The sequence below is a fragment of the Niabella sp. ZPM-14 genome, assembly GCF_055693045.2.
In genome coordinates, this window is the sequence record NZ_CM181148.1 from 3,018,616 (window position 1) to 3,042,519 (window position 23,904).

A 23,904-nucleotide genomic window follows, 5' to 3' on the forward strand; every position below is an offset into this window, starting at 1 on the left:
TCACAAAAAAAAATACAATTTTATGGCAACTTGGAAAATAGACACAATGCACTCCGAAGTAGGTTTCAAAGTGAAACACCTGGTAATCTCTACCGTTTCGGGAAAATTCAAAACATTTGAAGGCACCGTAGAAGCCAGCAACGAAGATTTTTCTGATGCGAAGATCAGCTTCTCGGCGGATGTGAATAGTATTGACACTGGTGTAGCTGATAGAGACGCGCACCTGAAATCGGGAGACTTTTTTGAGACAGAAAAATTCCCCACGTTATCTTTCGTTTCTACTTCAGTGAAGAAAGATGGAGATGACTACCAATTGACTGGAGACCTTACCCTGAAAGGAATTACCAAGCCGGTGACGCTGGCAGTAGAGCATGGCGGTGTAGGACCTAATATGTATGGTCAGACAGTAGCAGGTTTTGAAGTGACGGGCAAGATCAACCGTAAAGAATTTGGTTTGACCTGGGGCGCGGTTACCGAGGCCGGTGGTATCGTAGTAAGTGATGACGTGAAGCTGGTAGCGAACATTGAATTGGTAAAAGAGGCATAAGCTTTCTACATAACAACTTTTTGCTAAGCGGCTTTCATTTTGGAAGCCGCTTTTTACATGGTCCGCCCCTGGCCGTAAAGTAGAGACGGGCGCCGCGGCCTGGTTATACTCCATCGCAACTTTTTAATAAGCTGTTTTCATTTTGGGGGGCTGGTTTACATGGTCTGACGGTCCCCGTCTGACCATCTTCCGTTCGTGATATCTTTTTTGTACACCCTAGCTTACGGGCATCTACGTGAAAAACCTTTTTTATTCGCTGGCAGGGATAGCGTGTTTTGATTTATCTTCGGAAGCAACTTCCGGATATTATTCGCTAAACATTCAGCGCTTTTGCACGTATGATGAAGAAACTTATTCTCGCAACCAGCTTAGTCGCGATGACGATGACGTCATTCGGCCAGCAACCCGCTTCTGTAAAGGAATATCAACAGGCTTTTCCCACGTATCCTTTTTCAGATCCCAATCCCATCGCATTACTGTCGCCGGTATATCCATATTTCAGGTATGATGGATTTACTGATCGACCAGTGACCAAGCAATGGAAGGTCGTCGAGCTGCAGAACGATTATATCAAACTCCTGATCCTGCCGGAAATCGGCGGCAAGGTCTGGGCAGCTATGGAAAAGAAAACCGGGAAACCTTTTATTTACTATAACCATACGGTGAAGTTTCGAGATGTCGCGATGCGCGGTCCCTGGACCAGCGGCGGGCTTGAGGCTAACTATGGGATCATGGGCCATACGCCCAATTGTGCAACCCCCGTCGATTATACAACAAGATCCAATGCCGACGGAAGCGTGAGCTGCTTTATCGGCGTGCTCGATTTATTAACCCGAAGTAACTGGCGCGTCGAGATCAACCTGCCCAAAGACAAAGCGTATTTCACTACCCGCTCTTTCTGGTACAACAGCACTCCGGAACCCCAGCCCTATTATCACTGGATGAACCTCGGTGTAAAAGCGAGAGGAAACCTCGAGTTTGTTTTCCCCGGCACCAAATACATCGGTCATGATGGTGAAGCATCCGATTGGCCGGTTAATAAAGAGCGTGGGAAGAAGATCAATTTTTATGAAGAGAATGATTTTGGAGGATATAAGTCGTATCACGTATTTGGAAAACCTGCTCATTTTTTCGGGGCATATTATCATGACGAGGACGAAGGTATGGTCCGCTATGGAACTTACGATGACAAAGCCGGCCGCAAGATATGGATATGGGGGTTGTCGCGCCAGGGCATGATATGGGAGAAGATGCTCACCGATACTGACGGTCAGTATGTCGAGATCCAGTCTGGCCGCATGTTTAACCAGAACGGTGTAAAAAGCACCTTCACGCCTTTTCAGCACATCAGCTTTGCGCCATACGCCACAGACACCTGGAAGGAGTACTGGTATCCTGTATCAAAGACCAGGGGAATAACGGAGGCCAATGAATACGGAGCTTTGAACGTTAAACATGAAGATGGCCGGCTCAAGGTTTTCTTTTCCGCTGCCCAGTTCATCGACGACACGATACGGGTTATGGCCAACGGGAAAACCGTTTACCAAAAGAAGCTGCGGCTACACCCGTTGGAAGTCTTTCGCGATTCCTTAAAGATGAAGGCAGACCTCAACGACGTGGAAGTTTCATTGGGTACAAATACGCTCGTTTATCAGGCCGATCCTCGTAAAGAGGTGTTGAGCCGGCCGGTTACCGCTCCCGCTGACTTTGACTGGAATACTGCCTACGGACTGTACATGCAGGGAGAGGAGCTGATGGACCAGAAAATGTATCCAGAAGCGGAGATCAAGCTAAAAGAGTCGCTGGAGAAGGATGGTTATTTTCTGCCGGCATTAGTGAAAATGGCGGCCTTGCAATATCGCAATATGTTATATGCGGACGCGTTGAAAACGATCATGCGTGCTTTGCAGATCGACACCCACGCCGGCGACGCCAATTATTATTACGGACTGATCAATGCTCGGTTAGGAAATATCGCCGATGCTAAAGACGGGTTTAGTCTGGCCGCGCTCACGCAGGAATATAGAAGTGCGGCCTACACGGGTTTGGCGCATCTGTTTATTAAAGAAAAGAACTTCGCCGCCACTATCGATTACTGTAAAAAGGCGATAGATTATAACCGTTACAATATAGAAGCGCTGATGCTGCAGGCCGCAGCCCTACGTTATTCAAATAAGGCGGCTTACCAAGCCGCGCTCGATACCATTCTTTCTTACGATCCGCTGAATCATTTTGCTCGTTTTGAAAAATATTTGTCACAACCCACTGCTGCTACAAAAGCAGCTTTCACCGCGCTTATAAAAAACGAATTACCCCAGGAAACCTATGCAGAGTTAGCCACCTGGTACTATGGCGCAGGTCTGGCAACGGAAGCGGAAATGGTTTTCAGGATGAGCCCGCCTTCGGCCGAAGCCGGCTACTGGCTTGCCTTCCTGAATGATAAAAAAGTTGACGTCAATAAGATCGATCCGGAATTGGCTTTCCCTTTTCGGGCAGAAACGGCCATGGTGCTGGAGCGATTGCTCAGCCGCCAAACAGATTGGCTCCTGAAGTATCAGCTGGCCCTGATTTATAAAGATCGCAACCGCGTGCAGGAAGCTCAGCAGCTTCTGAACGATTGTGGCAGGAAACCCGATTTTGCACCGTTCTACGTAGTGCGGGCGGCCATTGGCAAAGATGAAGCGCGGGAGCTGACCGATCTACAGACCGCACTGGCACTGGACAAACAGCAATGGCGCTACCACAAGTTGTTGGCGGAGTATTACATCCGGCATCAGCAGCCCGCTAAGGCGCTTTCTATTGTTGAGCCTTACTACAAATCCCATCCGGATCACTATATCATGGGCATGCTGTATGCAAAGTGTTTGCTGCTCAATAAAAAATATGAACAGGCTGATAAAGTCGTGTCCGGACTTCATATCATTCCTTTCGAAGGTGCTACAGAAGGGCGCGCGCTGTATCGCGAAGCGAAGTTGATGCAGGCAGTCAACGCACTCAACCGTGGTAAACAGGCTCAGGCGAAAGCTTTGATAGCAGAGGCCAGATTATGGCCCGAGTCGTTAGGTGTCGGCAAGCCTTATGAAGCAGACATCGATGCGCGGCTGGAAGACTGGTTAGAATATATTGCCGGTAACAAACAGCCGCAATCTCTGCTACAGCGGATCAAAACTTTTACACCGAAGGTAGATAATACGGTAAAAAATTTTATTCCCTCCAACGCTGTGATAACCGCCTGGGCTATTGAAAGCACAGGGAGTAAAGAGCAGGCCAACCAATGGCTTGACGCCCAGATCAGTCAGCATAAAGACCAGGAAAAAATACTGAAATGGTGCAAGGCGGTTTTTAATGGCGACCAACCGAAACCTGTTGCTGAAGAGGACAAGGATGCGAACCTGCGTATTATTGAGGCGTTGATATCGAAACAATCTTAGAACATTCAATGAATGCAATATTTTTCCATTGTAGAAAATTCTTTACTCGCAAAGATCGCCGCTAAAAAGTTGCGGGGAAAAAACGCGGCCATTGTGTTTGGAAACAGGATTTACCTGCATGGCGTGACCCGAAATGAATTTCTTGGTCATAAAAAATGGCTGCGTCATGAATTAAAACATATTGAACAATACGCGCGGATGGGTTTTTTCACTTTTATCTTTACCTACATGTGGCAAGCGATTCGTAAAGGCTACTATAACTGTGACCTGGAGCGGGAGGCCCGCGAGGCGGAGTCGGATGAAGCGATTATCGACCGCTTTCGAATAAGAACAAAGAATAAGATATAGCGTGATGTGCAAAAATCCGATAACTTAGAACCCGTTATTATTTTAAAAACCATCAAAATAGTGCCTGAACAGATTGTTGAAAGCTCAGGCAGACAAGATGCAGCGATCCACCTCAACCATTGAATCTAAAAATAAGTACATGAAAAAAGCGCTCTTTGCCTCCTTAGCCCTGGCGGTTTTACTCGCCGCTTGTGGCGTTTCCAAAAAGTCAATGACATCCGACATGAAGTTTGCCAACAAAGTAATTGCCCATCGCGGAGCCTTTAAACATACCGGTGCACCCGAAAATTCGATCGCTTCCCTGAAAGCCGCGATAGCCATGGGTTGTGGCGGAACAGAATTCGATATACACATGACCAAAGACGAGGTGCTGGTGGTCAATCATAATGCAGATTTTTTAGGATTGCCTATCGAAACCAGCACCTATCGCCAGTTATTAGAAAAGACACTGGAGAATGGAGAGAAGATCCCAACATTGGAGCATTATCTAAAGGAAGGCCTGACGCAGAGCAAAACCCGCCTGGTGGCCGAAATAAAGCCATCAAAAGTCAGCAAAGAGCGGTCGCTTCAACTGGCTGAAAAAGTAGTGAACATGGTCAGACAAATGAAAGGACAATCAAATGTGGCCTACATCTCCTTCGATTATGATGTGTGCAAAAAGGTAAGAGCCATGGAGCCTAAAGCGCCGGTACAGTATCTCAACGGCGATGTAGCTGCAGCACAACTGAAAGCCGATCAGCTGGATGCCGATTATCATTACAATGTTTTTCAGAAAGACAAAAACTGGATCAGGAATGCCAAAGCGATCGGTGTAAAAACCAACGCCTGGACAGTGAATGACGAAAAAATAATGGACGACCTGTTGGCAGAGGGAATCGACTTTATCACAACCAATGAGCCGGAGCTGCTGCTGAAAAAGCTGGGGAAAGGTAAATAACTGCTATCCTTTTTGACGAATACATTACATCAAACATCATATTATGAGACTTGACAATAAACTTTTTATTTTAAGCAATGGCCGCGTTGCGGCGATCGATAAGAAATCCGGCGATATCGTTTGGGAAATAAAGCTGAGCAAAATCGTGAAGACTACCACTTCCTACGCCATCGGACAGATCGTCCTTGAGGGCAGCAAGCTCTACATCGGCATTTCCGGGGTCCTGGTTTGCCTGAATGCGAAAGACGGCTCCTTGTTGTGGAAAAATGAATTGAAGGGCTGGGGATATTCCTTCGTCAGCATAGCCGGTGGCGACACGTCCATGAGCAGCGCAGAAGCGGCCGCAGTGCAAGCCACACAGGCTGCTACAATGGCAAGTACGGTAGCCGCGACAACGTAGGGAATTAAATGGAAAGGGTTGTCCGTTCGCGAGTTATTAAAAAGTGGCAAAATTGTATCCTATTCCCAGCTCAACTTGCAATGGCCTGCTTTTTCGATAGACGTCCGGGTAGGTGTTTTCTTTTTTATAAAGTGAGTTAAAGAATTTCCGTCCGCCCAGCGTCAAGTAGAGTTTGTCTGCAACATGATATCTTGCGGAGACTATCCCTCCGATCAGAAATGATTGGGCGTCTCCGCGCCCATCAGTATATATGGTAACGTATTGCTTCTCGTCGGAACTAAAGGCTTGCGTAAATGTGTTGAAATAGCGTTTTTTGATCGCATAGCTTAGTTCCGGACCGGCAGTGACAGAGAATTTGTGCCATCGCTTCGAAATATTTGCTATGCGCGATGCCAGGTAGGTGATTTTAGTGTCGCCATACTTAGGATGAATGGTTTTCATGCTTATGCCCTCTAAAGATCGGCGGTCAGGATCATAAGTATGTAACATGTTATCGTAAGTATACTTAACCTGGTTGACCCCTAGAGAAATGCTGATGCCCCATCCGTTTTTAAGAGCTCTTTCCAGCTGAGCGCTGGCAGAAAAACTAAGTTGCTTTTTAGGAGATGTATGCTGCTGAAGGCCAGCGAAAGTCAACTCTGGTCCCGGACTATTTAATTCCGATAGGAGTTGGGATAATATCAGGTTCGATCGTCCGGTTATAGTAATATCATTATTAAATCCCGGTACAAAAGACGTATTTCCGCCAGCCTGGATGGATAACTGATATTTTTGTGCAAAGGCGCAGGAAGATGCGATAAGTGATGTTATCAAAAGCAGCCGCTTCATAAGTAGTATTGGTTTTGGAGCAAGTTAGGTAATCCAAACTGCCTCTCCAAAATCCAGTGTGCTTTCTTTGTCAGATTCAATGGTCAACTGCCCGTTAGCTGATACGCTCTTTACAGTAGCTTCAAAAGGTTCGCCGTTTTTTTCAAAAAGTACTTTTTCATTTTTCCGGAACAAATGCTGGTTGTAGTCATGCATAACATCCTGTTCCCAGGCGCTTCCGTGTCCCTGAGCCAACCGGTTTACAGCAGCATCATACCCACCGACTACCCGGTCCCTTAGTTCTCCGGCCAGCGAAAAGCAGTCAAACTGCTGGCCCGTTATCTGCCGGAGCGACACCGGAACGCGCCCGGTGACCTTCCGGAAATCAGTCTGGTTAATATTCAAACCGATACCTGCCACGGCCCATCGCCATTCGTTGCCGCTCACGATATTTTCGATCAGGATCCCACCGGCTTTCCGGCCTTTGAAATAGATATCGTTCGGCCACTTGATCGCCAGATCGCTTTGCGCATATGCGTCCATAAAATCTCTCACAGCCAACGCCACGAGGGCTGCCAGCAAAAATTGCCGCTGCAACCCGATGCGGCGCGGGTCCATGATGATGCTCAGATGAATGTTTTCGCGACGCTTAGAAATCCAGGTTTTGCCCCGCTGTCCCTTTCCCGCATATTGCTCATGTGCAAAAACTGCCGACCCGTGTCCAATCTGGTACTGACGCTCCGTCAGGTCGTTCTGTTTCAGGAGGCTTAGGGCATAATTATTGGTGCTATCGATTGATAAAAGTTCGATCAATGGCGGAAAAGGCCAATTATCTGCGGATTGTTGTACCAATATTCGTTATTTTTGAGCAAATTAAACAAGGAATATCGAAAGTTTAGTGTAGCGTGCACATCATACACTGTCATCAAGTCCTAAATTTCCTATTCCGGCGTAAATGTCTTCTTATAATTAAAATCTCATCTTCTATTGGAACCATTGGCTTCGCTAGCAAAACGCAGAAACTCCGGATCTGTAAAACTTACTAAAAATTCTAAATTATTTAAAACCATCATTGCCGCTATCCAGGAAAAGAAGGGCGAGAAGATCGTGTCCCTCGACCTGAGAAAGATACCCGAGGCAGTGGCGGATTTTTTTGTGATATGCGAGGCGCCCAGCCAACCGCAAGTTAAGGCGATTGCCGACAATGTGGAGGCGAGCGTAAAGGAAAATTGCGGCGAGAACGTCTTTCACAAGGAAGGTTTTCAGGGGCTGCAATGGGTATTGATCGATTTTGTGAATATTGTCGTGCATGTGATGCATCCGGAAAGCCGCAAGTTTTATAATCTCGAAGAAATGTGGAGCGATGCTGCCGTAGCAGAGCACGCCTGATTTTTTCAATAACTTAATAAACAATTCACAAGGTTTTTACCTTATACAACAAACAGATAAAATGGCGAAGCAGGAAAAGAGAAATAATCCGTTTTCTACAAATAATAATAAAGGGTTGACTCCGGGCGAGCCCAAAAAGGGGCCTAAGTTTGGCAGCTATTGGGCCTTTATCATCATATTGGCCATTATGCTGGCCTTCCAGTTCTTAAACCCGTTAGGGTCCACCAGGCAGGAAATCAACCTTTCACAGTTCCAGGAAATGCTCGTGAAGGGGCATGTGGAAAAATACACAATCGTTAATAACAAAGACATCGTTCGTGTCTGGTTGAAAAGCGATTCCCTGGCCACCTACCCTAATGCTGACAAAACGCTGGTGAAATCGGGTGACGATAGTAGTCCGCAGTTTTATTTTCATGTAACCAGCGGAGACGAGTTTGTCGGGCAGATGGATAAGTTTTATGAGCGTAATCCTTCTTTAGCGCGGCTCGAGCCGGAAGTAAATCCAGACAGTGACTTTCTGGGAAAAGCGATCGGGTATTTACTTCCTTTTGTGCTGTTGTTGGGCGTGTGGATCTTGTTGATGCGTAAAATGAGCGGCGGCGCCGGCGGTGCTGGTGGTCCGGGCGGTATTTTCAGCATTGGAAAATCTAAAGCAACGCTGTTTGACAAGGGCACCAAAGTAAACATCACTTTTGCGGATGTGGCAGGATTAGACGAAGCCAAAGTAGAAGTAATGGAAATTGTGGATTTTCTGAAAAATCCTAAAAAATATACGAGCCTCGGTGGTAAAATTCCTAAAGGAGCATTGTTGGTTGGACCTCCAGGTACCGGTAAGACGCTGTTAGCAAAAGCTATGGCGGGGGAGGCACAGGTGCCTTTCTTCAGTCTCAGCGGTTCAGACTTTGTAGAAATGTTCGTTGGGGTAGGCGCCAGCCGCGTGAGAGACCTGTTCAAGCAGGCGCGTGAGAAAGCTCCTTGTGTGATCTTCATCGATGAGATAGACGCCATAGGCCGTGCACGTGGCAAGAACGCCATGATGAGCAACGACGAGCGTGAAAGCACCTTAAACCAGATGCTGGTAGAAATGGATGGCTTTGGTACGGATTCAGGTATTATCGTTCTTGCCGCCACCAACCGTCCGGACGTATTAGACTCCGCCTTATTGAGACCCGGTCGTTTCGACCGTCAGATCTCAATCGATCAGCCAGATATGGCCGGAAGGGAAGCGATCTTTAAAGTTCACCTCAAAGAAATAAAAACATCGGAAAATCTTGATGTGCGCAAGTTAGCAGAACTGACTCCTGGCTTTGCCGGTGCAGATATCGCCAACGTGTGTAACGAAGCAGCACTGATCGCTGCCAGGAAAAATAAAACCGGCGTGGAAATGCAGGACTTCCAGGATGCCATTGACCGGGTCATTGGTGGTCTTGAAAAGAAAAGCAAAATCATTGCGCCTGAAGAGAAGAAAGTGATCGCCTATCATGAAGCAGGACATGCGGTAGCGGGCTGGTTCCTGGAGCATGCACATCCGCTGTTAAAAGTAACGATCGTGCCAAGAGGTACCGCAACTTTAGGGTATGCGCAGTATTTACCTAAAGAGAAATATCTCACCATGCAACAGGAATTGCTCGACGATATGTGTATGACCCTCGGTGGTCGCGCCAGCGAAGAGTTGTTCTTCGGAAAAGTATCAACCGGTGCTTTCAGCGATCTGCAACAGGTGACCCGCACCGCCTACGCCATGGTGAGCATTTATGGAATGAACGATAAGATCGGTAACATATCTTTCTATGATTCTCACAGCGACAATAGTTTCCACAAGCCATACAGCGAAGAAACGGGTAAGGTAATCGACCAGGAAGTGAAGAAGTTGTCGGATGAAGCGTATCAGAGAGCTAAATCGCTTCTGCAGGAAAAGAAAGCTGAAGTGGAGATCGTAGCGGAAGAGTTGTTGAAAAAAGAAGTACTTTTAAAAGACGACCTGGAAAGACTGATCGGAAAACGACCATTTGAGGAGAAAAAAGTATTGACCGATATCATATTACCGCCTACCAGCGGCGACGTAGATCCCGGCGCGATACCTCCGTTTAACAATACAGATAGCACACCAGCTGCCAACGAAGAATAAACGTGCGATCCGAAAAGGGAAATATTTTAAGGAAGATAAGGGAAGCGCTGGCTCAGCCCACGCCCATCCCTTTCCCCAAAAGTGAAGGCCAGTCGTCGGTGTTCCAACCTTTGACCCAGGAGATCGAAGTGGAATTTGCCGAGCGATTCACGGCCCTGCAGGGAAAATTTGCTTTTTGCCTCGACGAAAAACATCTCGTCAAACAGTTCAACGATTTAGCGGTGTCCCAGGGCTGGCGGCATATCTATTGCATCGAGCCGGAGCTGAGTAAGCTCTTCGCTGGTGGGCTCGCGTTTTTAAATGATTTCGGAGATCTTGCGGGATGTGATGTTGCCATTACGGGTTGTGAATACCTCGTTGCAAGAACCGGTAGTATTGTGATGAGCGCGGCTGAAAAGAGCGGTCGCAACACAAGTGTGTATGCGCCCATCCATGTATGCGTTGCCTACACGAGCCAGCTGGTATACGATATCCGAGAGGCGTTAGACGGAATTAAAGAAAAGTACGGTAGCCAGTTGCCATCATTGATCACCTTTGCCACCGGGCCAAGCCGTACAGCAGACATCGAAAAAACATTGGTCGTGGGCGTACATGGTCCTAAAGAAGTTTACGTTTTTCTCATCGATGATAAAAGTTGATTCATCTGTTTCATCATCACTTTATGCAAACACATAGCCATTTTCTTTTTGTTTACGGATCGCTGCTCAGCGGGTTCAAAAGTCCTGCCTATGAGTATATCTCCAAGTATTTCAAGCTAAAAGGTACCGCCCGGGTGAAAGGGACCATTTACGACATGGGTACTTTCCCGGTGGGAACGCCTGGCGACACGGGACGATTCATCAAAGGCGAGTTATACGAGATCAGGAACCCGAAGGAACTGTCTTTTATATTGGCCCAGCTCGACGACTATGAAGGATTGTATCCCGACGACGGCGAAGACATTTACTACAAACGCGAGCTCGTAGAAACCGCGCTGGACAACGGAGACATCATTATTGCCTGGATCTACTGGTACAATAAAGACGTTTCAGGAAAACCGGTTGTGGAGTCAGATAACATGATGGATTACCTGGAAAACAAACAAGGCTCCTGATAGCCTGATCATAATGATTCAACCAATGGAAACCGGTTGCTGGCTTTGATCGCCTGGTAGCCACCGCTTACATTTACCACATTTTCAAACCCCCTCGCTTTTAAAATAGAAGCAAAAGCCATAGACCGGTATCCGGCTGCACAATGTATGTATTGGGTCTTTTGTGGATCTATATCCGCCAGATATTCGTTGATATGGTCTAAAGGGAAATTCTTTGCCTTATCGATACGACTTCCTTCAAATTCTGATGGTTTTCTGACATCAATAATATCCGCGTTCGCGATTTCCGAGAGGGCTTCGGGTGTCATGTTTTCGATCCTATCTACCTCTTTGCCCGCGGCTTCCCAGGCTGCGATCCCGCCTTCCAGGAATCCCAGGCAATGGTCGTATCCTACCCGCGCGAGACGGGTGACTACTTCTTCTTCCCGCCCGGCATCGGCTACAATCAGGATCTCTTGCCTGGTATCGGGAATGAGCGTGCCGATCCACACTGCAAAACTTCCATCAATGCCAATGTTGATCGAGTTGGGAATAAATCCTATTGAAAAATCATCGGCCTTCCTTGTATCGACCACTACGGCGCCGGTTTGATTGGCTACTTCTTCAAAGGCTTTAGGATCCAGTGGCTGCGTTCCCCTGTCTAACACTTCGCTGATACTATCATATCCCTCAATATTCATTTTTACATTCTGAGGAAAGTATTGAGGCGGCGGCGTTAATCCTTCTGTCACCTGGTCAACGAACTCCTGTTGATTCAGGGCCATATTCAGCGCGTAGTTCGTTCGCTTCTGATTTCCGAGGGTATCACTGGTTTCCTTGCTCATGTTTTTACCACAGGCGCTGCCCGCTCCATGGGCCGGATACACGATCACATCATCCGGAAGAGGGGCAATCTTGTTCCGAAGAGAGTGGAACAACATGCCCGCCAGCTTTTCCTGCGTCAGGCCCTCGACCACCTGTTGTGCGAGGTCGGGGCGCCCCACATCTCCTATAAACAGCGTGTCACCGGTGAACAGCGCTTTTTCCTTGCCGGATGCGTCCAGCAAAAGATAACAGCTGCTTTCCAGGGTATGCCCGGGCGTGTGGATCAGCTTCATTTGAACATCTCCGATCTGGAATAGCTGGCCGTCGCCGGCGATCAGCGCGTCGTATCCGATGGGCGCGTCGGTAGGTCCGAACACGATCTGTGCTCCTGTTTTAGCAGCCAGGTCTACATGTCCGCTCACGAAATCAGCATGAAAGTGAGTTTCAAAAATATATTTGATCGTTACGCCGTCCTTTTTTGCCCGCGCGATATAGGGTTCGGTCTCGCGCAGGGGATCGATAATGGCGGCTTCAGTACCGGAAGTAATATAATAGGCGCCTTGAGCCAGGCACCCTGTATAGATTTGTTCGACTTTCATAATATATTTATATAGGGCCGGATCATTTGGTATGAACAGAATGCGGGAAGAGGTTTAATGACCAACTCCGACGCATCTTCCCATTCAAGATCCTGCCGGCAAAATTACTGACTCTTGTTTGCTTTATCCCGCCAAATCCATTTACCTTGCATCTTATGCATTTTTCAGATGTTATCGGCCAATCGCATTTGAAGCAGGAGCTTCCGGAGCTGATGCAGGAAAACCGCCTGGCGCATGCCATGCTTTTCCTGGGAAAGGAGGGAAGCGGCGCGCTGTCTTTAGCACTGGCTTTTGCCCAATTTATCGTGTGTGAGAAGGTAAACGGCGCAGCCCCGATGGAAGGGCCTTCTCTGTTTGGCGATGCCCCCGCGGAGCTCGGAGACCGCCAGCTGGCAACCGATTCCTGCGGCACCTGCCCCGCATGCCAGAAAGCGACTGTATTAGCCCATCCGGATATTCATTTTAGTTACCCGGTGGTAACAAAAAAAGCGGGAACGCCCCCGTTAAGTGCTGATTACATCACCGAATGGCGCGAATTTGTCAGGAGTTACGCTTACGGGAATGTATACGACTGGCTGCAGTTTATCGGCGCAGAAAATAAGCAGGGTAATATTACTGCCAACGAGTGTAATGATATCATCAGGAAACTGAATCTGAAAAGTTTCGAAGGCGGATATAAAGTGTTGATCATGTGGCTGCCTGAATATCTCGGAAATGAAGGGAATAAACTGTTGAAACTGATTGAAGAACCACCGGAAAAAACGGTTTTTATACTCGTAGCAGAAAATGAAGGGCAAATACTGCAAACGATCCTGAGCAGATGCCAACTGATAAAAATTCCGCAGCCGACGGATGAAGAGATAAAAACAGCGCTGGTAAGCCGGAATAAGGCGGATGAGGTGACGGCATCACGGGTGGCCGCTATCAGCGATGGAAATTATCGCGAAGCGCTGCAAATTATGCAGCATTCGGATGAGGACTGGCAAAACCTGCTTAGAGACTGGCTGAACAGCATTCTGAAAACAGGGCCGGTGGCGCAGTCTAAGTGGGTCGACGAAGTGGGGCAACTTGGCCGGGAGGGGCAAAAACAGTTTTTGAGGTATTTCAACCACCTGCTGCAGCTGGCGCTCCGCATCCACATCATGCCCGGGATGGCGGATGAGTTTCCGGAGAAGGAAAGGGATTTCGCCCTGCGGCTGAACCGGATCACTGATGTGGGTAAGCAACAAGCCATCATCGACGAGCTGGACAAGGCCGCTTACTATATTGAAAGAAATGCCAACGGCAAGATGCTGTTTATGGCGCTGACGATTAAAATATATCATATCATTCAGGACAATGTTGTATTTTTGAATGATTGAGGAGAGTGAATTGGGGCAGAGAAATAATAAATTTTAGCGGAAATCGGATAGTGCAGACGGAAAAATAGCGATAACTCTTAATCCTTCATTTCGGGAAGGATGTTTTTAAATAAACTGGTTTTCAGTTTTTTATATCTTTTTGATGCAGCGAGGTTGTTAGCTGCTGCCATTTTTTTATACGCCATATTTTCCAGCTCCTTTTTCCGCATTAAAGAATATACAAACAATGGGTTGTACAAGTTGTGGTACTGCTAAAGGTGGTAAGCCGGGAGGTTGCAAAAGCAACGGAGGATGTAGCACGGGTGCCTGCAATAGAATGAATACATACGACTGGCTGCGCAATTTACCGATTGCGGACATGGACAGTTATTGCAATGTGGTAGAAGTTAGTTTTAATAAAGGAACCCGGAAAGATTTTTACAGAAATACTACCGTTCATTTTTTTGAAAAAGGAGACCTGGTTACAGTGGAAGGCGTAAGTGGGTTTGATGTAGGGGAAATTTCTCTGACAGGAGAAATCGTGCGCCTCCAGATGAAGAAGTACGGCGTTAAAGAAGCCAATCCCGATATGAAAAAGGTGTTGCGCCTTGCAACAGATCGCGATCTGGATCAACGCTTGATGAACAAACAGCGCGAACCGGAAGCCGTGATCAGAAGCCGTGCGATTGCCCGTCAATTGAAGCTGGATATGAAAATCAGCCAGGTAGAGATGCAGGCAGATGGACGGAAAGCGACATTTTTCTACATCGCGGATGGCCGTGTTGATTTCCGGGAGCTGATCAAGGTGTATGCGACAGAGTTCAAGGTGAAGGTGGAAATGAGGCAGATTGGCGCCCGCCAGGAAGCCGGAAAAGTGGGAGGGATCGGTAGCTGTGGCAGGGAACTGTGCTGTGCTACCTGGTTGACTGATTTTAAATCGGTTAATACTTCCATCGCCCGCTACCAAAATCTTTCCATTAACCAGACCAAGTTGAGTGGCCAGTGCGGCCGTTTAAAATGCTGCCTCAATTACGAGCTTGATACTTATCTCGACGCCTTGCAGGGATTTCCGACTGATTGCGATCAGCTGGAAGTGGCGAAAGGCCGGGCCTACCTGATCAAAAAAGACATTTTTAAAAACCTGATGTGGTATTCGCTGCCCGATAGCAACAAACAATACCCGCTGACTATTGAACGTGTCAGAAAAATAAAATCGCTGAACCGGCAGAACATCATTCCTGAAGAATTAGAGGCGGTTGAAGTAGTGTCCAGCAAGCCGAAGGAGCTGGAGGCATCTTTTGTGGATGTAGTAGGACAAACTTCTTTGCGCGCATTGGAAAGGGCTGATAAGAAACGCAAACAACAGCGGAGAGGCGGAGCACCGCAGCAGGCGAAGACTAATGCGAACGCGGGGCAGGGACAGAACCAGCAACATGCGTCCCGGCAAGGCGGAAAGCAGCAGGGGCAACACAAAGGAGGCAATCAAAGGCAACAATCCAACCGGAATAGTGGCCATAACAGACCACCGCAAAAGAAGAAAGAAGGCGGTAATAGCAAATAAGTCGGCTGGATGTCCGTCTGCTAGCTTTCAATAACAACCACCGCAGCGGCAATATTCTTTAAATGACTTACAGAGATCTTTACCTTCGCCAGGTCGACCCGGTGAAGCGTTTTTGCCGTCTCCCCGGTCAGGTGCAGCTCGGGTTTTCCGGCGTCATCACCAAGAATCAATATCTCGTTATAAGCCGTGCCGTCGGTCCAGCCGGTACCCAGGGCTTTAAATAGTGCTTCTTTGGCCGCAAATCGGGCTGCATAATGTTCATATTTATGGGTTTTCGGCTCGCAGTAATTGATTTCCTCCTGCGCGAAAACCAATTCGCGGAAGCCTTGTTCTTTTTCAATCTTTTGCCGCACCCGTTCTACTTCAATGACATCTAAGCCGATTCCTGTGATCATATTTGTATCTTTTTACCCAATGGGCTTGTTGAATGTTTAAGAATGTTTGTTGACTTCCAATCAATAAGAAAAGATCCATTGCAAGGACCGGGGTAGCCTGATCTCTAATTTTAAAGGGCGTTAAGGTACCGGGTCGTATCCGCTTCCTCCCAGGGGATGACATCTCGATATACGTTTTACTGAAAGCCAGAATCCTTTAAAGATACCGTACTTTTTAAATGCCTCCAATGCGTATTGAGAACAGGTGGGTGTAAATCTGCATTTTGGACCCAGCCATGGCGAGATGACCCACTGATAAAATTTGATCAGGGCTATGAAAGGCCAGCTAAGTATTTTCAGTAGCCGTTGCATGTAAAATTTTAACCAGTTTCCGTAAAGCTACGCTGACATTTTCATATAAGCCAGCATAAACCGGTAATTCTCGTCCGGTATACAAAATAAAAACAGATAAGGAAGCCGCGGCTTGCAGGCTGTAATCGCGAAGCGGCTTCTGCTGGAGGCGGTAAGCTTCTCTTAACAGGCGTTTGATCCTGTTCCGGTCGACCGCTTTTTTAAAATGTTTAGTCGTCAGCCCTACACCGCATTTCAGGTCAGGAACGCCGTTTTTTTCGTTGAGAAAAACGATCCGAACATTTTCGGCGCGTACGCTTTTTCCTTCAGCAAAAACCTGCTGTAGTCGCTTCCGGCTTTTTAGCCGGTGTGATTTTGGAAATATATTATGGGGCTTATGGGTCAAGTTGTTTTTATTCTGATATCGTACACAAAATCGGCAATGTCCACTATTTTAAATTTTTCGCTATCGGGATGCCTTGGATTTAACAGGTAATTATATTCATTCGGAAGAATAGTGGAAGGAATCCGGATCACTGGATCTGCGGCCGATAGCAATAATTTCGAACCAAAATCTTTTGTTGACGAAGGGGCCGGAGCCTGTTTCCAATCGCCGGGTAAATTGACTTCCTCGAGCAGCACAATTTTTCGGTCTGGTATTTCTATCGTTACGATGTTCAGTGCGCGTGGTACCTCGTCCAGACTAATGTTGACCGTATATTCCAGTACAGCCAAGGCTCTGCTTTCCGAGGTATAGACGCATGCGACCATTTTGTTGTTCCATCTCCCTCCCCAAAGCCTGGATCCTTCGCCCTTTAGATCAGTTGCATATTTTGCCTTCGCTACACGATATACCAACATAATCACCTTATTAAGAGTAAACGCCGTAATCGATCCTGCCAATCAGGCTTTTTACCTCTTCCCGCCCAAACTGGTTGTCCAGAAGCTCAAAGGGAGGCCTTCCACCCAAAGCCCGGTTGGGTCTAAACACCCATTCGTTGAATGTATCTTCGTCCTCGAACACCTCGAACCCATATGAATACACGTCGGCAATACTTACGATCTTTTCGCTCAGTGTGGTATTAAAATGCTCGGCGCCTTTTTTATTGATCAGCGTCGCTCTCGTTGTTGATAATAACGTTGACAGTTTATCATAGTCAAGGTTTGCTTTACTTTTCAAGCTTTCCAGACTCCTTTTGCTGATGCCGTCTCGGACCAGACCCATTTTTTCCACCGCGGTCATCTGCCACTCGGGTTTGCTCGCCTTGGCGACGACAATAGCAGGGTGATACGATGGAGTGGTCACATAGACCGCCTCAGGCTCGTGCACTTCGAAATTGGATTCAACGTCCGTCTTTTTCATCTTGGCCGTACGCTTTTTCATGGTATATTTTTTTATTACTTCAAGTATAAAATTATACCTTTTTTGCCGGATTTGGAAATTTTTCGATAAACCTCGTCTTTGACAATAAAAAAAGTAGCCCCGGAAAACGGGGCTACTAATAATTTGTTTGCTATAATAAAAGCTTACTTCAATCTTCTTTCGTCAGATACAGTAAGTTTTTTACGGCCTTTTGCACGGCGGCTTGCTAAAACCTTACGGCCGTTAGCAGTTTGCATACGTTTACGAAAACCATGAACAGTTTTACGACGACGGCGGTGCGGTTGAAAAGTACGTTTCATAATATCTTAATTTTTCACTTTTTTTGAATGTATGGCATGGGAGAACATGCTATTTCAATTTTTTCCGACAGAAGATCACCACATCTCCTGTTTGTGAAAGGACGGCAAAGGTAGGGAAAAGTTCAATAACTACAGTTCTGCGTGTTCGCTTTTTACCATTTGACCGAAAAAAGCCGATCCTTTTTCGTCGAAATCAACTGTTGCATCTGTGGTGAAAAATGACAACTTCCGGTTTTTACTGCATTGCTCGTCGATTTCGGAATGGCGCGATAAATAATTTTTCAGGCTTTTTGCTACGATTTCTCCTTGCGATAGCAATTTGACCTGCACAGGTAAATATTCCTGTATCTGCTTACGCATCAAGGGATAATGGGTGCAGGCAAGCAAGACAACATCAATGTTTTCGCCTTGTTGAAAGAGGTGATGTAGATTTTTTTTGATAAAGTGATGGGTACCGGGGTTTTCTGTTTCATTGTTTTCGATGATGGGTACCCACATCGGGCAAGCCTCCTGGTAAACCGTCACATCCGGAAAAAATTTCTCAATCTCAATAGGGTAAGAGCCCGATGCGACCGTGCCTTTTGTGGCTAAAATACCGATCTCGCGGGTTTCGGAAAACTTTCCTATCATTTCAGTGGTGGGTCTGATCACACCCAATACTCTTTTGTGGGGTGCAATGGCTGGCAGGTCATTTTGCTGAATAGTGCGAAGGGCTTTAGCTGAGGCGGTATTGCAGGCTAAAATCACCAGGTGGCAGCCCTTGTCGAAAAACCATTTCACTGCCTCAAGTGTGTATTGATACACCGTTTCGAAGGAGCGGGTGCCATACGGAGCGCGCGCATTATCGCCCAGGTACATAAAATCATATTCCGGCAACTGTGCTACCAATTCCTTTAGAACTGTTAACCCGCCGTACCCGGAATCAAATACACCAATAGGAGCTACTTGTTGCATGATTGATAGAATTAGCCCAAAAGTAAAAAACCGCCCTGAATGAGGGCGGCTTTTTTATCCGTTGATAACAGCGAAATTATTTTTTAGGCGCTGTGGTCGGTGCAGTACCGCCGGCTCCAGACGCTGCGCCCTGATCATTTACTTTGATGCCGAGTTTTGTCGCAACAGGGATACTTATATTATCGCTATCAGGTGCTACTACGAAAGCATCTTGAGTCAACACATAAGTGTAACCTTTCTCTTTTGCGTAAGCGTTTACCGCATCCATTACTTTTTTGTAAAGCGGGTTGAATAATTGTGCCTGTTTCGCCTGAGATGCTTGTCCGGCAATAGATTGCCAGTTTCCTAAGGTTTCTCCCAATTGAGCCAGGTCTCTTTCCAGTACCTGTTTAACAGATGCTGTTGTTGTTTTTTTCAGTACGCTGTCTTTCTCCTGGTATTCCTGATACAATCTTGTATAAGTGCCACCAATGGAGTCTTCCTGCCATTTTTGAAGTTCTTGTTGTGTTTTTTGTGCTTCTGGAAGGTTATAAACCAACGCGTCCACATTGACATATCCGATTTTCTGTGCATTGGCTGAGAACACGCTTGCCATTACCAGGCCCAATGCAACTGCAAAAAATTTTAACTGTTTCATCTGTTTGTTTTCTTTTTTCTTTCTCAGCGGTTAATATGCTTCAATCCTAAAGCACTATTCACTTTGAGTTTTGTTTTTATTGTTTTAAAAAATTTACTTCAATTTCAATTCCCTCAACACATCCTCACTTTTATCCAACTTAGGGTCGGCAAAGATAATGGATTTGCCCTCACTTTTGTCGAATACCAGATCGTATCCATTGGCTTTTGACAGCCTGTTAACAGCATCGGCGACTTTTTTCTGTAGCGGTTCCATCAAGTCCTGTCTCTTTTTAAACAGATCTCCTTCAAAACCAAAGCGTTTCTTTTGCAGATCACGCAATTCTTTCTCTTTGTTAAAAAGTTCGTCTTCTTTTGTCTTTTTCAGATCCTCGCTCATCATGCCTTCTTCGGCTTCATAATCACTGTATAATCTGTCCAGCTCTGCTTGCTTGGCATCAATTTCCTTTTGCCAGGTTGCCGCCTGTGTTTCAACTTGCTTTTGAACCTGTTTATATTCAGGCATGTTGTCAAAAATATAGCGGGTGTCGATCACCGCATATTTCTGCGCATAAGTAAAAACGGTTGCCAAACACAGGGTAAGCGTCAATAAGAATATTTTTTTCATCGATTTATTTTTTTGTTTTTTCTGAATTCACATTCTGATAACTCCCGGCAGATTCCGATCAGGCGGGCAATATCATTTGCTAAAGTTATAAAAATGGGATTTCAGGGTTGACGTTATTTATAGCCGTTGCGTTGCTTAAACTTATAGTGATTGTGAAAAAAACCAGCGTTACTGTTATTCCGGCTCAAATCCTAACATAAAGGTAAATTTACCTGCGCCTTTCAATCCGCCGCCAGGAGTAAGCCTGTCTAAACCGATACCATAGTCAAATCCTAACAAACCGAACATCGGCAAATAAAACCTCATGCCTAAGCCGACACTGCGACGCAATTTGAATGGGTTATAATCTTTATAATCTTTCCAACCATTGGCAGCCTCGAAAAATGCAAGACCAAAAATCGTACTGCTCGGATTAGTCACTAACGGGTAGCGCAGTTCTGCCTGGTATTTATTAAATATAATAAAGAAGTTATTAAAATCCTGTGATGTAGTGTTGTCCGGGTTGATGGAAGGATCGGACGTATTATAGATCGGGTAACCTCTGTGGGCAATGATATCAAATCCGGTCAGGGAGAAGGTATTGTTCAGCCCTGCATCCCCCAACTGGAAACGCTCAAATGGTGAATAGTTCAGCTCGGGATTGTATTTACCCATAAACCCGTATTTGGCAGCCAGTTTTAATACAAACTGACGGTCTTTATTTTCACCCTTACCGCGTCCCAACGGAACGTACCAGGTTGAATTAAAGCGCCATTTATGGTATTCCACGTTTTTGTACTGGTCGCCCGCACCACCCAGCAGCGAGTAGGGAGGGGTAGCCTGCACGCTAAACATCAGGTCGCTACCACTTCTTGGGAAGATCGGATCTGAAACCGAGTTACGCTGGATCGCAATTTTTAAGCTCAAGTTGTTAGAGATACCGGTATTGAAAGGCAGGTTATAAGCCCTTCCCATATTTTTTACATTATAGCGCGTCAGTGCTGCGGTATAGGTCATGTAAAAATAGTCATCCGGCCAGTTGAGCTGTTTTCCTAAACCGATTGAGAATCCGTTCACGGTAAGTGAAGTATCTCTTGAATACCGGTAACGCCCGGTAGAATAGAAGCTCGTAAAGTCGGGGTTATAGTATTTACTATTGTTATATGAAAGGATCAGGGAGTTTCTCTTTTTACCACCTAACCAGGGCTCTGTGAACGAGAAGTTGTAAGAACGGAATGCACGGCCGTTCGACTGCACACGCAGGCTCAGCTTTTGTCCGTCTCCCACGGGAAGTGGGTCCCAGGCTTGTTTTTTCCAGATGTTCTTAATAGAAAAGTTGTTAAAGGTCACCCCAAGCGTTCCGGTAAGACCGATACCTCCACCCCAACCGGCAGAAAGTTCCAGCTGATCGGAAGATTTTTCTTTAAGGTTCCAGTTAATATCCACTGTACCATCATTCTGGTTTGGCCTGGGCTGAGGGTTGATGGACTCCTGCTCAAAATAGTTCAGTGCGTTCAGCTCGCGGATCGTACGCATCAATGCACTCTGGCTATATAATGCACCCGGATAAGTCCGCATTTCGCGGCGTATTACGTGCTCTTTAGTGCGCTCGTTACCGGCAATATTTACATTTTTGATCCGGGCCTGGGGACCTTCGATGATCCTGATCTCATGATCAATGGTATCGTTCCGGATGCCCATTTCCACTGGCGTTACCTGGATGAACAGGTATCCCTTATCACGGTAATAGGTCTGGATGTCCGCAGCATCCTGGCTGGGCTCAATACCCAGGGCTTTATTCAGGGTGCTGGCGTCATACACATCGCCCCTGTTGATATTCAATACCTGGTTCAATAATGTGTCGCTGAAGACAGAGTTTCCTTTCCAGGTCACATCGCCGAAATAGTATTTGCGGCCCTCTTTCACTTTGATGTCGATATACATCTTATCATCCTTGATCACCTGTGTATCTGCGAGGATCTGTGCATCACGGTATCCTTTTGCATTAAAGTAGCTCAATACTTTTTCTTTATCCTCTACATATTTCTTTTGATTGAATTTAGAAGAGGAAAAGAATTTAAACCTGAAATAAGGGTCTAAAGCTTCCAGCGATTTCGTGCCAGACAGGAAGCCCCAGTCATTCACATATTCTTTGAAAGTGTAGTGATCGATCGGTCCGTAAGTGCTTACATAATCAGTAGGAAACAACGTCATCTTGGTCATTTCCTTGGTACCCTTCATTTGTTTTTTCAACTTGACACTTCGAACGTTTTCATTTCCAAAGAAGTTGATGGCATCGATTTTTACCCTTTTCCCTTTATTGACTTTAATGGTGAGGGCATTGGAGTTTTTAAATACGGGATCGGGTTTCTCGATAAGGTCCACGGTCACACCATGAAAACCCTTCTCCTCGTAAAAGTTCCTGACAACATCTACTATATTACGTCTTGTGTTTTCGGATAAGATCGTCGTTTGCTTGGCTATTGCCGTTTTCTTCACCAGTTCCTCCTGCTCCGTTTTCTTCACGCCCTCAAATTTGAAATCGCCCAATCGGGGCATTTCCTTTACAGCTACTTCTATGGTTACGTTGTCGCCGACAATATCGGTTACATAAATTTGGATATCCGCTACCAGTTTCTGTCTCCACAGGTTCTGGATAGCCCGCGAGAAAATATCTGATCCGGGATGAACAAATTTTTGACCTTTTTGCAGACCTGCTACAGACAGAATGATGGTGGAATCAAGATAGTTAGCTCCGGTGACTTTAAGATCGCCGATCGTATATTCCCTGGGTTGCCTGGGGTTCTGCCAATCCAGCATTTCCTGCGACAACCTGTTGCCGGGGAGGGTATCGGTTTGAGCAAAAACACAGTTTACCGTAGTTAATGATATGATTGTAACACAAAACCTGTAAAGAAGAAAACGCATAAGGGATTTAAATATCGGTAATCAATTTAGTTTTTGCAAAAGCAGGAAGTTATTATTTATCACCACACTGTTACACTAATTCCTATTGCGGCGGCAAATTAAAGGTAAAAATTGGAAAACTCATGTTAAAATAGGCGATTGCGCTGTCCGCCGCCTGAAGTATTTGGTTTACGGTTAACTTTTTACAGACGAGACAGGAATGCTGGCCTTGCGGGAAACGCCGACTTTTAGCTGGCCTCTTTCACCTGCTTGGACGTTTTGCCAAACCTTCGCTCGCGTCCCTGGTAATCGATCAGCGCTTCATACAGGTTTTTTTTTCTGAACTCCGGCCACCTGACATTAGTGAAATAAAGCTCGGCATACGCCAACTGGTACAGCAGGAAATTGCTGATCCTGTACTCGCCGCTGGTACGTATCATCAGCTCCGGATCCGGAAACTCACTGGTGCATAAATATTTTTGCAATATGTCCTGGTCGATGGCCTCCACCTGCAACCGGTTATTTTTAACTTCATTGGCAATATTTTTCACGGCATTGAGCAATTCCCAGCGACCGCTGTAGCTTAAAGCCATTACCAGGTTCAGGCCGCTGTTGCCAGCTGTGATTTCCAAAGCCTCATTGAGCTCTTGCTGCGCGTAGGCGGGCAACATGCTCATATCACCGATGACATGCAGCCGGATATTGTTCTTGTGCAACGTTTCTACTTCCTTCCGGATGGTCGCCACCAGCAATTCCATCAATCCTACGACCTCATATTCGGGACGGTCCCAGTTTTCAGTGCTGAACGCATAAAGGGTGAGGTACTGAATACCGATCTCTGCGCATCCTTCCACGATGTCGCGCACACTTTCCACGCCATGATAATGGCCAAAAAGCCGGTCTTCGCCCTGCTCCTGCGCCCACCGGCCGTTACCATCCATAATGATGGCAATGTGCCGTGGCAGCTTTTCCCGGTCAATATGATTGATTAAGCTATCCATACCCATTCGAAGCGGCGACAAAAGTAAC

25 protein-coding genes are annotated in these 23,904 nt (G+C 46.4%); 11 read left to right on the top strand and 14 right to left on the bottom strand.

All coding sequences use genetic code 11. The features are described 5' to 3' along the window. Window positions 1-22: 22 nt before the first annotated feature. The 5 genes from ACU37H_RS12790 to ACU37H_RS12810 all read left to right on the top strand — a co-directional run bounded on the left by ACU37H_RS12790 (window position 23) and on the right by ACU37H_RS12810 (window position 5,663). Window positions 23-547, top strand: coding sequence for a YceI family protein (locus ACU37H_RS12790; protein ID WP_472703834.1), 525 nt, complete (start codon window positions 23-25; stop codon window positions 545-547). Between the two features lie 338 nt (window positions 548-885). Further along, a complete protein-coding gene (locus tag ACU37H_RS12795; RefSeq protein ID WP_472703832.1) occupies window positions 886-3,978 on the top strand; it encodes a DUF5107 domain-containing protein in 3,093 nt (1,030 codons plus the stop codon). A gap of 12 nt (window positions 3,979-3,990) precedes the next feature. Beyond that, window positions 3,991-4,326 carry a DUF4157 domain-containing protein gene (locus tag ACU37H_RS12800; protein WP_472703830.1) on the top strand — a complete coding sequence of 112 codons (336 nt, stop codon included), beginning with the start codon at window positions 3,991-3,993 and terminating at the stop codon, window positions 4,324-4,326. 139 nt (window positions 4,327-4,465) lie between these two features. Further along, complete coding sequence (locus ACU37H_RS12805) at window positions 4,466-5,263, top strand: glycerophosphodiester phosphodiesterase (protein ID WP_472703828.1); 798 nt, start codon at window positions 4,466-4,468, stop codon at window positions 5,261-5,263. Window positions 5,264-5,306: 43 nt separating this feature from the next. Next, window positions 5,307-5,663: an outer membrane protein assembly factor BamB family protein gene (locus ACU37H_RS12810; protein ID WP_472703826.1), complete on the top strand. Its 357-nt coding sequence runs from the start codon at window positions 5,307-5,309 to the stop codon at window positions 5,661-5,663. 36 nt (window positions 5,664-5,699) lie between these two features. On the opposite strand, the gene ACU37H_RS12815 is transcribed toward ACU37H_RS12810, so the two are convergent. After that, window positions 5,700-6,491 (bottom strand): hypothetical protein, encoded by a 792-nt coding sequence (locus ACU37H_RS12815; protein WP_472703824.1) that lies wholly within the window; start codon window positions 6,489-6,491, stop codon window positions 5,700-5,702. Between the two features lie 24 nt (window positions 6,492-6,515). Beyond that, window positions 6,516-7,322 (bottom strand): biotin--[acetyl-CoA-carboxylase] ligase, encoded by an 807-nt coding sequence (locus ACU37H_RS12820; RefSeq protein WP_472703822.1) that lies wholly within the window; start codon window positions 7,320-7,322, stop codon window positions 6,516-6,518. A 144-nt stretch (window positions 7,323-7,466) separates the two neighbouring features. On the opposite strand from ACU37H_RS12820, the gene rsfS reads away from it, so the two are divergent. The 4 genes from rsfS to ACU37H_RS12840 all read left to right on the top strand — a co-directional run bounded on the left by rsfS (window position 7,467) and on the right by ACU37H_RS12840 (window position 11,080). Then, a complete protein-coding gene (gene rsfS / locus ACU37H_RS12825) occupies window positions 7,467-7,859 on the top strand; it encodes a ribosome silencing factor (RefSeq protein WP_472703820.1) in 393 nt (130 codons plus the stop codon). Window positions 7,860-7,920: 61 nt separating this feature from the next. Continuing rightward, on the top strand, window positions 7,921-9,987 hold the full coding sequence (gene ftsH, locus ACU37H_RS12830) for an ATP-dependent zinc metalloprotease FtsH (protein WP_472703818.1): 2,067 nt from the start codon (window positions 7,921-7,923) through the stop codon (window positions 9,985-9,987). 2 nt (window positions 9,988-9,989) lie between these two features. Beyond that, window positions 9,990-10,625, top strand: a complete 636-nt coding sequence (locus ACU37H_RS12835; protein WP_472703816.1) for a LutC/YkgG family protein — start codon at window positions 9,990-9,992, stop codon at window positions 10,623-10,625. A gap of 23 nt (window positions 10,626-10,648) precedes the next feature. Continuing rightward, the gene (locus ACU37H_RS12840) at window positions 10,649-11,080 is read left to right on the top strand and encodes a gamma-glutamylcyclotransferase family protein (protein WP_472703814.1); all 432 of its coding nucleotides are present in this window, start codon (window positions 10,649-10,651) and stop codon (window positions 11,078-11,080) included. Between the two features lie 8 nt (window positions 11,081-11,088). On the opposite strand, the gene ACU37H_RS12845 is transcribed toward ACU37H_RS12840, so the two are convergent. Next, on the bottom strand, window positions 11,089-12,483 hold the full coding sequence (locus tag ACU37H_RS12845) for an MBL fold metallo-hydrolase (RefSeq protein ID WP_472703812.1): 1,395 nt from the start codon (window positions 12,481-12,483) through the stop codon (window positions 11,089-11,091). Between the two features lie 155 nt (window positions 12,484-12,638). On the opposite strand from ACU37H_RS12845, the gene ACU37H_RS12850 reads away from it, so the two are divergent. Together ACU37H_RS12850 and ACU37H_RS12855 are read left to right on the top strand one after the other, a co-directional pair. Beyond that, entirely contained in the window at window positions 12,639-13,844 is a 1,206-nt protein-coding gene (locus ACU37H_RS12850) for a DNA polymerase III subunit (protein ID WP_472703810.1), read from the top strand. Between the two features lie 226 nt (window positions 13,845-14,070). Beyond that, window positions 14,071-15,384, top strand: a complete 1,314-nt coding sequence (locus tag ACU37H_RS12855) for a PSP1 domain-containing protein (RefSeq protein ID WP_472703808.1) — start codon at window positions 14,071-14,073, stop codon at window positions 15,382-15,384. A 20-nt stretch (window positions 15,385-15,404) separates the two neighbouring features. Here the strand turns inward: ACU37H_RS12855 and acpS are convergent, their stop codons facing one another. From acpS to uppS, 11 genes are all read right to left on the bottom strand, one after another. Further along, window positions 15,405-15,779 (bottom strand): holo-ACP synthase, encoded by a 375-nt coding sequence (acpS, locus tag ACU37H_RS12860; RefSeq protein WP_472703806.1) that lies wholly within the window; start codon window positions 15,777-15,779, stop codon window positions 15,405-15,407. A 120-nt stretch (window positions 15,780-15,899) separates the two neighbouring features. Beyond that, the gene (gene yidD / locus ACU37H_RS12865; protein ID WP_472703804.1) at window positions 15,900-16,130 is read right to left on the bottom strand and encodes a membrane protein insertion efficiency factor YidD; all 231 of its coding nucleotides are present in this window, start codon (window positions 16,128-16,130) and stop codon (window positions 15,900-15,902) included. Continuing rightward, window positions 16,105-16,515 (bottom strand): ribonuclease P protein component, encoded by a 411-nt coding sequence (rnpA, locus tag ACU37H_RS12870; RefSeq protein WP_472703802.1) that lies wholly within the window; start codon window positions 16,513-16,515, stop codon window positions 16,105-16,107. The genes yidD and rnpA overlap by 26 nt, the downstream gene beginning before the upstream one ends. After that, window positions 16,512-16,970, bottom strand: coding sequence for an RES family NAD+ phosphorylase (locus tag ACU37H_RS12875; RefSeq protein WP_472703801.1), 459 nt, complete (start codon window positions 16,968-16,970; stop codon window positions 16,512-16,514). Before ACU37H_RS12875 ends, rnpA begins: the two co-directional genes overlap by 4 nt. Window positions 16,971-16,980: 10 nt before the next feature. Further along, the gene (locus tag ACU37H_RS12880; protein WP_472703799.1) at window positions 16,981-17,493 is read right to left on the bottom strand and encodes an Xre family toxin-antitoxin system antitoxin; all 513 of its coding nucleotides are present in this window, start codon (window positions 17,491-17,493) and stop codon (window positions 16,981-16,983) included. A 143-nt stretch (window positions 17,494-17,636) separates the two neighbouring features. Further along, a complete protein-coding gene (rpmH, locus tag ACU37H_RS12885) occupies window positions 17,637-17,792 on the bottom strand; it encodes a 50S ribosomal protein L34 (RefSeq protein WP_114789870.1) in 156 nt (51 codons plus the stop codon). Window positions 17,793-17,921: 129 nt separating this feature from the next. Next, on the bottom strand, window positions 17,922-18,746 hold the full coding sequence (murI, locus tag ACU37H_RS12890) for a glutamate racemase (protein ID WP_472703797.1): 825 nt from the start codon (window positions 18,744-18,746) through the stop codon (window positions 17,922-17,924). A gap of 76 nt (window positions 18,747-18,822) precedes the next feature. Then, window positions 18,823-19,383: an OmpH/Skp family outer membrane protein gene (locus tag ACU37H_RS12895; protein WP_472703795.1), complete on the bottom strand. Its 561-nt coding sequence runs from the start codon at window positions 19,381-19,383 to the stop codon at window positions 18,823-18,825. A gap of 93 nt (window positions 19,384-19,476) precedes the next feature. After that, complete coding sequence (locus ACU37H_RS12900) at window positions 19,477-19,989, bottom strand: OmpH/Skp family outer membrane protein (RefSeq protein WP_472703793.1); 513 nt, start codon at window positions 19,987-19,989, stop codon at window positions 19,477-19,479. A gap of 174 nt (window positions 19,990-20,163) precedes the next feature. After that, a complete protein-coding gene (locus ACU37H_RS12905; protein WP_472703791.1) occupies window positions 20,164-22,896 on the bottom strand; it encodes a BamA/OMP85 family outer membrane protein in 2,733 nt (910 codons plus the stop codon). A gap of 227 nt (window positions 22,897-23,123) precedes the next feature. After that, window positions 23,124-23,876, bottom strand: a complete 753-nt coding sequence (uppS, locus tag ACU37H_RS12910) for an undecaprenyl pyrophosphate synthase (protein WP_472703789.1) — start codon at window positions 23,874-23,876, stop codon at window positions 23,124-23,126. Window positions 23,877-23,904: the final 28 nt, after the last annotated feature.

What these genes read in the sequence shown, in the direction of transcription:
- ACU37H_RS12900 (WP_472703793.1), bottom strand. Translation starts at nt 19,989, where the DNA reads ATGAAAAAAATATTCTTATTGACGCTTACCCTGTGTTTGGCAACCGTT.
- ACU37H_RS12810 (WP_472703826.1), top strand. Translation starts at nt 5,307, where the DNA reads ATGAGACTTGACAATAAACTTTTTATTTTAAGCAATGGCCGCGTTGCG.
- yidD (WP_472703804.1), bottom strand. Translation starts at nt 16,130, where the DNA reads ATGCAACGGCTACTGAAAATACTTAGCTGGCCTTTCATAGCCCTGATC.
- ftsH (WP_472703818.1), top strand. Translation starts at nt 7,921, where the DNA reads ATGGCGAAGCAGGAAAAGAGAAATAATCCGTTTTCTACAAATAATAAT.
- ACU37H_RS12845 (WP_472703812.1), bottom strand. Translation starts at nt 12,483, where the DNA reads ATGAAAGTCGAACAAATCTATACAGGGTGCCTGGCTCAAGGCGCCTAT.
- ACU37H_RS12895 (WP_472703795.1), bottom strand. Translation starts at nt 19,383, where the DNA reads ATGAAACAGTTAAAATTTTTTGCAGTTGCATTGGGCCTGGTAATGGCA.
- rpmH (WP_114789870.1), bottom strand. Translation starts at nt 17,792, where the DNA reads ATGAAACGTACTTTTCAACCGCACCGCCGTCGTCGTAAAACTGTTCAT.
- ACU37H_RS12800 (WP_472703830.1), top strand. Translation starts at nt 3,991, where the DNA reads ATGCAATATTTTTCCATTGTAGAAAATTCTTTACTCGCAAAGATCGCC.
- ACU37H_RS12905 (WP_472703791.1), bottom strand. Translation starts at nt 22,896, where the DNA reads ATGCGTTTTCTTCTTTACAGGTTTTGTGTTACAATCATATCATTAACT.
- ACU37H_RS12795 (WP_472703832.1), top strand. Translation starts at nt 886, where the DNA reads ATGATGAAGAAACTTATTCTCGCAACCAGCTTAGTCGCGATGACGATG.
- murI (WP_472703797.1), bottom strand. Translation starts at nt 18,746, where the DNA reads ATGCAACAAGTAGCTCCTATTGGTGTATTTGATTCCGGGTACGGCGGG.
- ACU37H_RS12880 (WP_472703799.1), bottom strand. Translation starts at nt 17,493, where the DNA reads ATGAAAAAGCGTACGGCCAAGATGAAAAAGACGGACGTTGAATCCAAT.
- ACU37H_RS12855 (WP_472703808.1), top strand. Translation starts at nt 14,071, where the DNA reads ATGGGTTGTACAAGTTGTGGTACTGCTAAAGGTGGTAAGCCGGGAGGT.
- acpS (WP_472703806.1), bottom strand. Translation starts at nt 15,779, where the DNA reads ATGATCACAGGAATCGGCTTAGATGTCATTGAAGTAGAACGGGTGCGG.
- ACU37H_RS12790 (WP_472703834.1), top strand. Translation starts at nt 23, where the DNA reads ATGGCAACTTGGAAAATAGACACAATGCACTCCGAAGTAGGTTTCAAA.
- ACU37H_RS12815 (WP_472703824.1), bottom strand. Translation starts at nt 6,491, where the DNA reads ATGAAGCGGCTGCTTTTGATAACATCACTTATCGCATCTTCCTGCGCC.
- ACU37H_RS12875 (WP_472703801.1), bottom strand. Translation starts at nt 16,970, where the DNA reads ATGTTGGTATATCGTGTAGCGAAGGCAAAATATGCAACTGATCTAAAG.
- ACU37H_RS12840 (WP_472703814.1), top strand. Translation starts at nt 10,649, where the DNA reads ATGCAAACACATAGCCATTTTCTTTTTGTTTACGGATCGCTGCTCAGC.
- ACU37H_RS12805 (WP_472703828.1), top strand. Translation starts at nt 4,466, where the DNA reads ATGAAAAAAGCGCTCTTTGCCTCCTTAGCCCTGGCGGTTTTACTCGCC.
- ACU37H_RS12850 (WP_472703810.1), top strand. Translation starts at nt 12,639, where the DNA reads ATGCATTTTTCAGATGTTATCGGCCAATCGCATTTGAAGCAGGAGCTT.
- uppS (WP_472703789.1), bottom strand. Translation starts at nt 23,876, where the DNA reads ATGGATAGCTTAATCAATCATATTGACCGGGAAAAGCTGCCACGGCAC.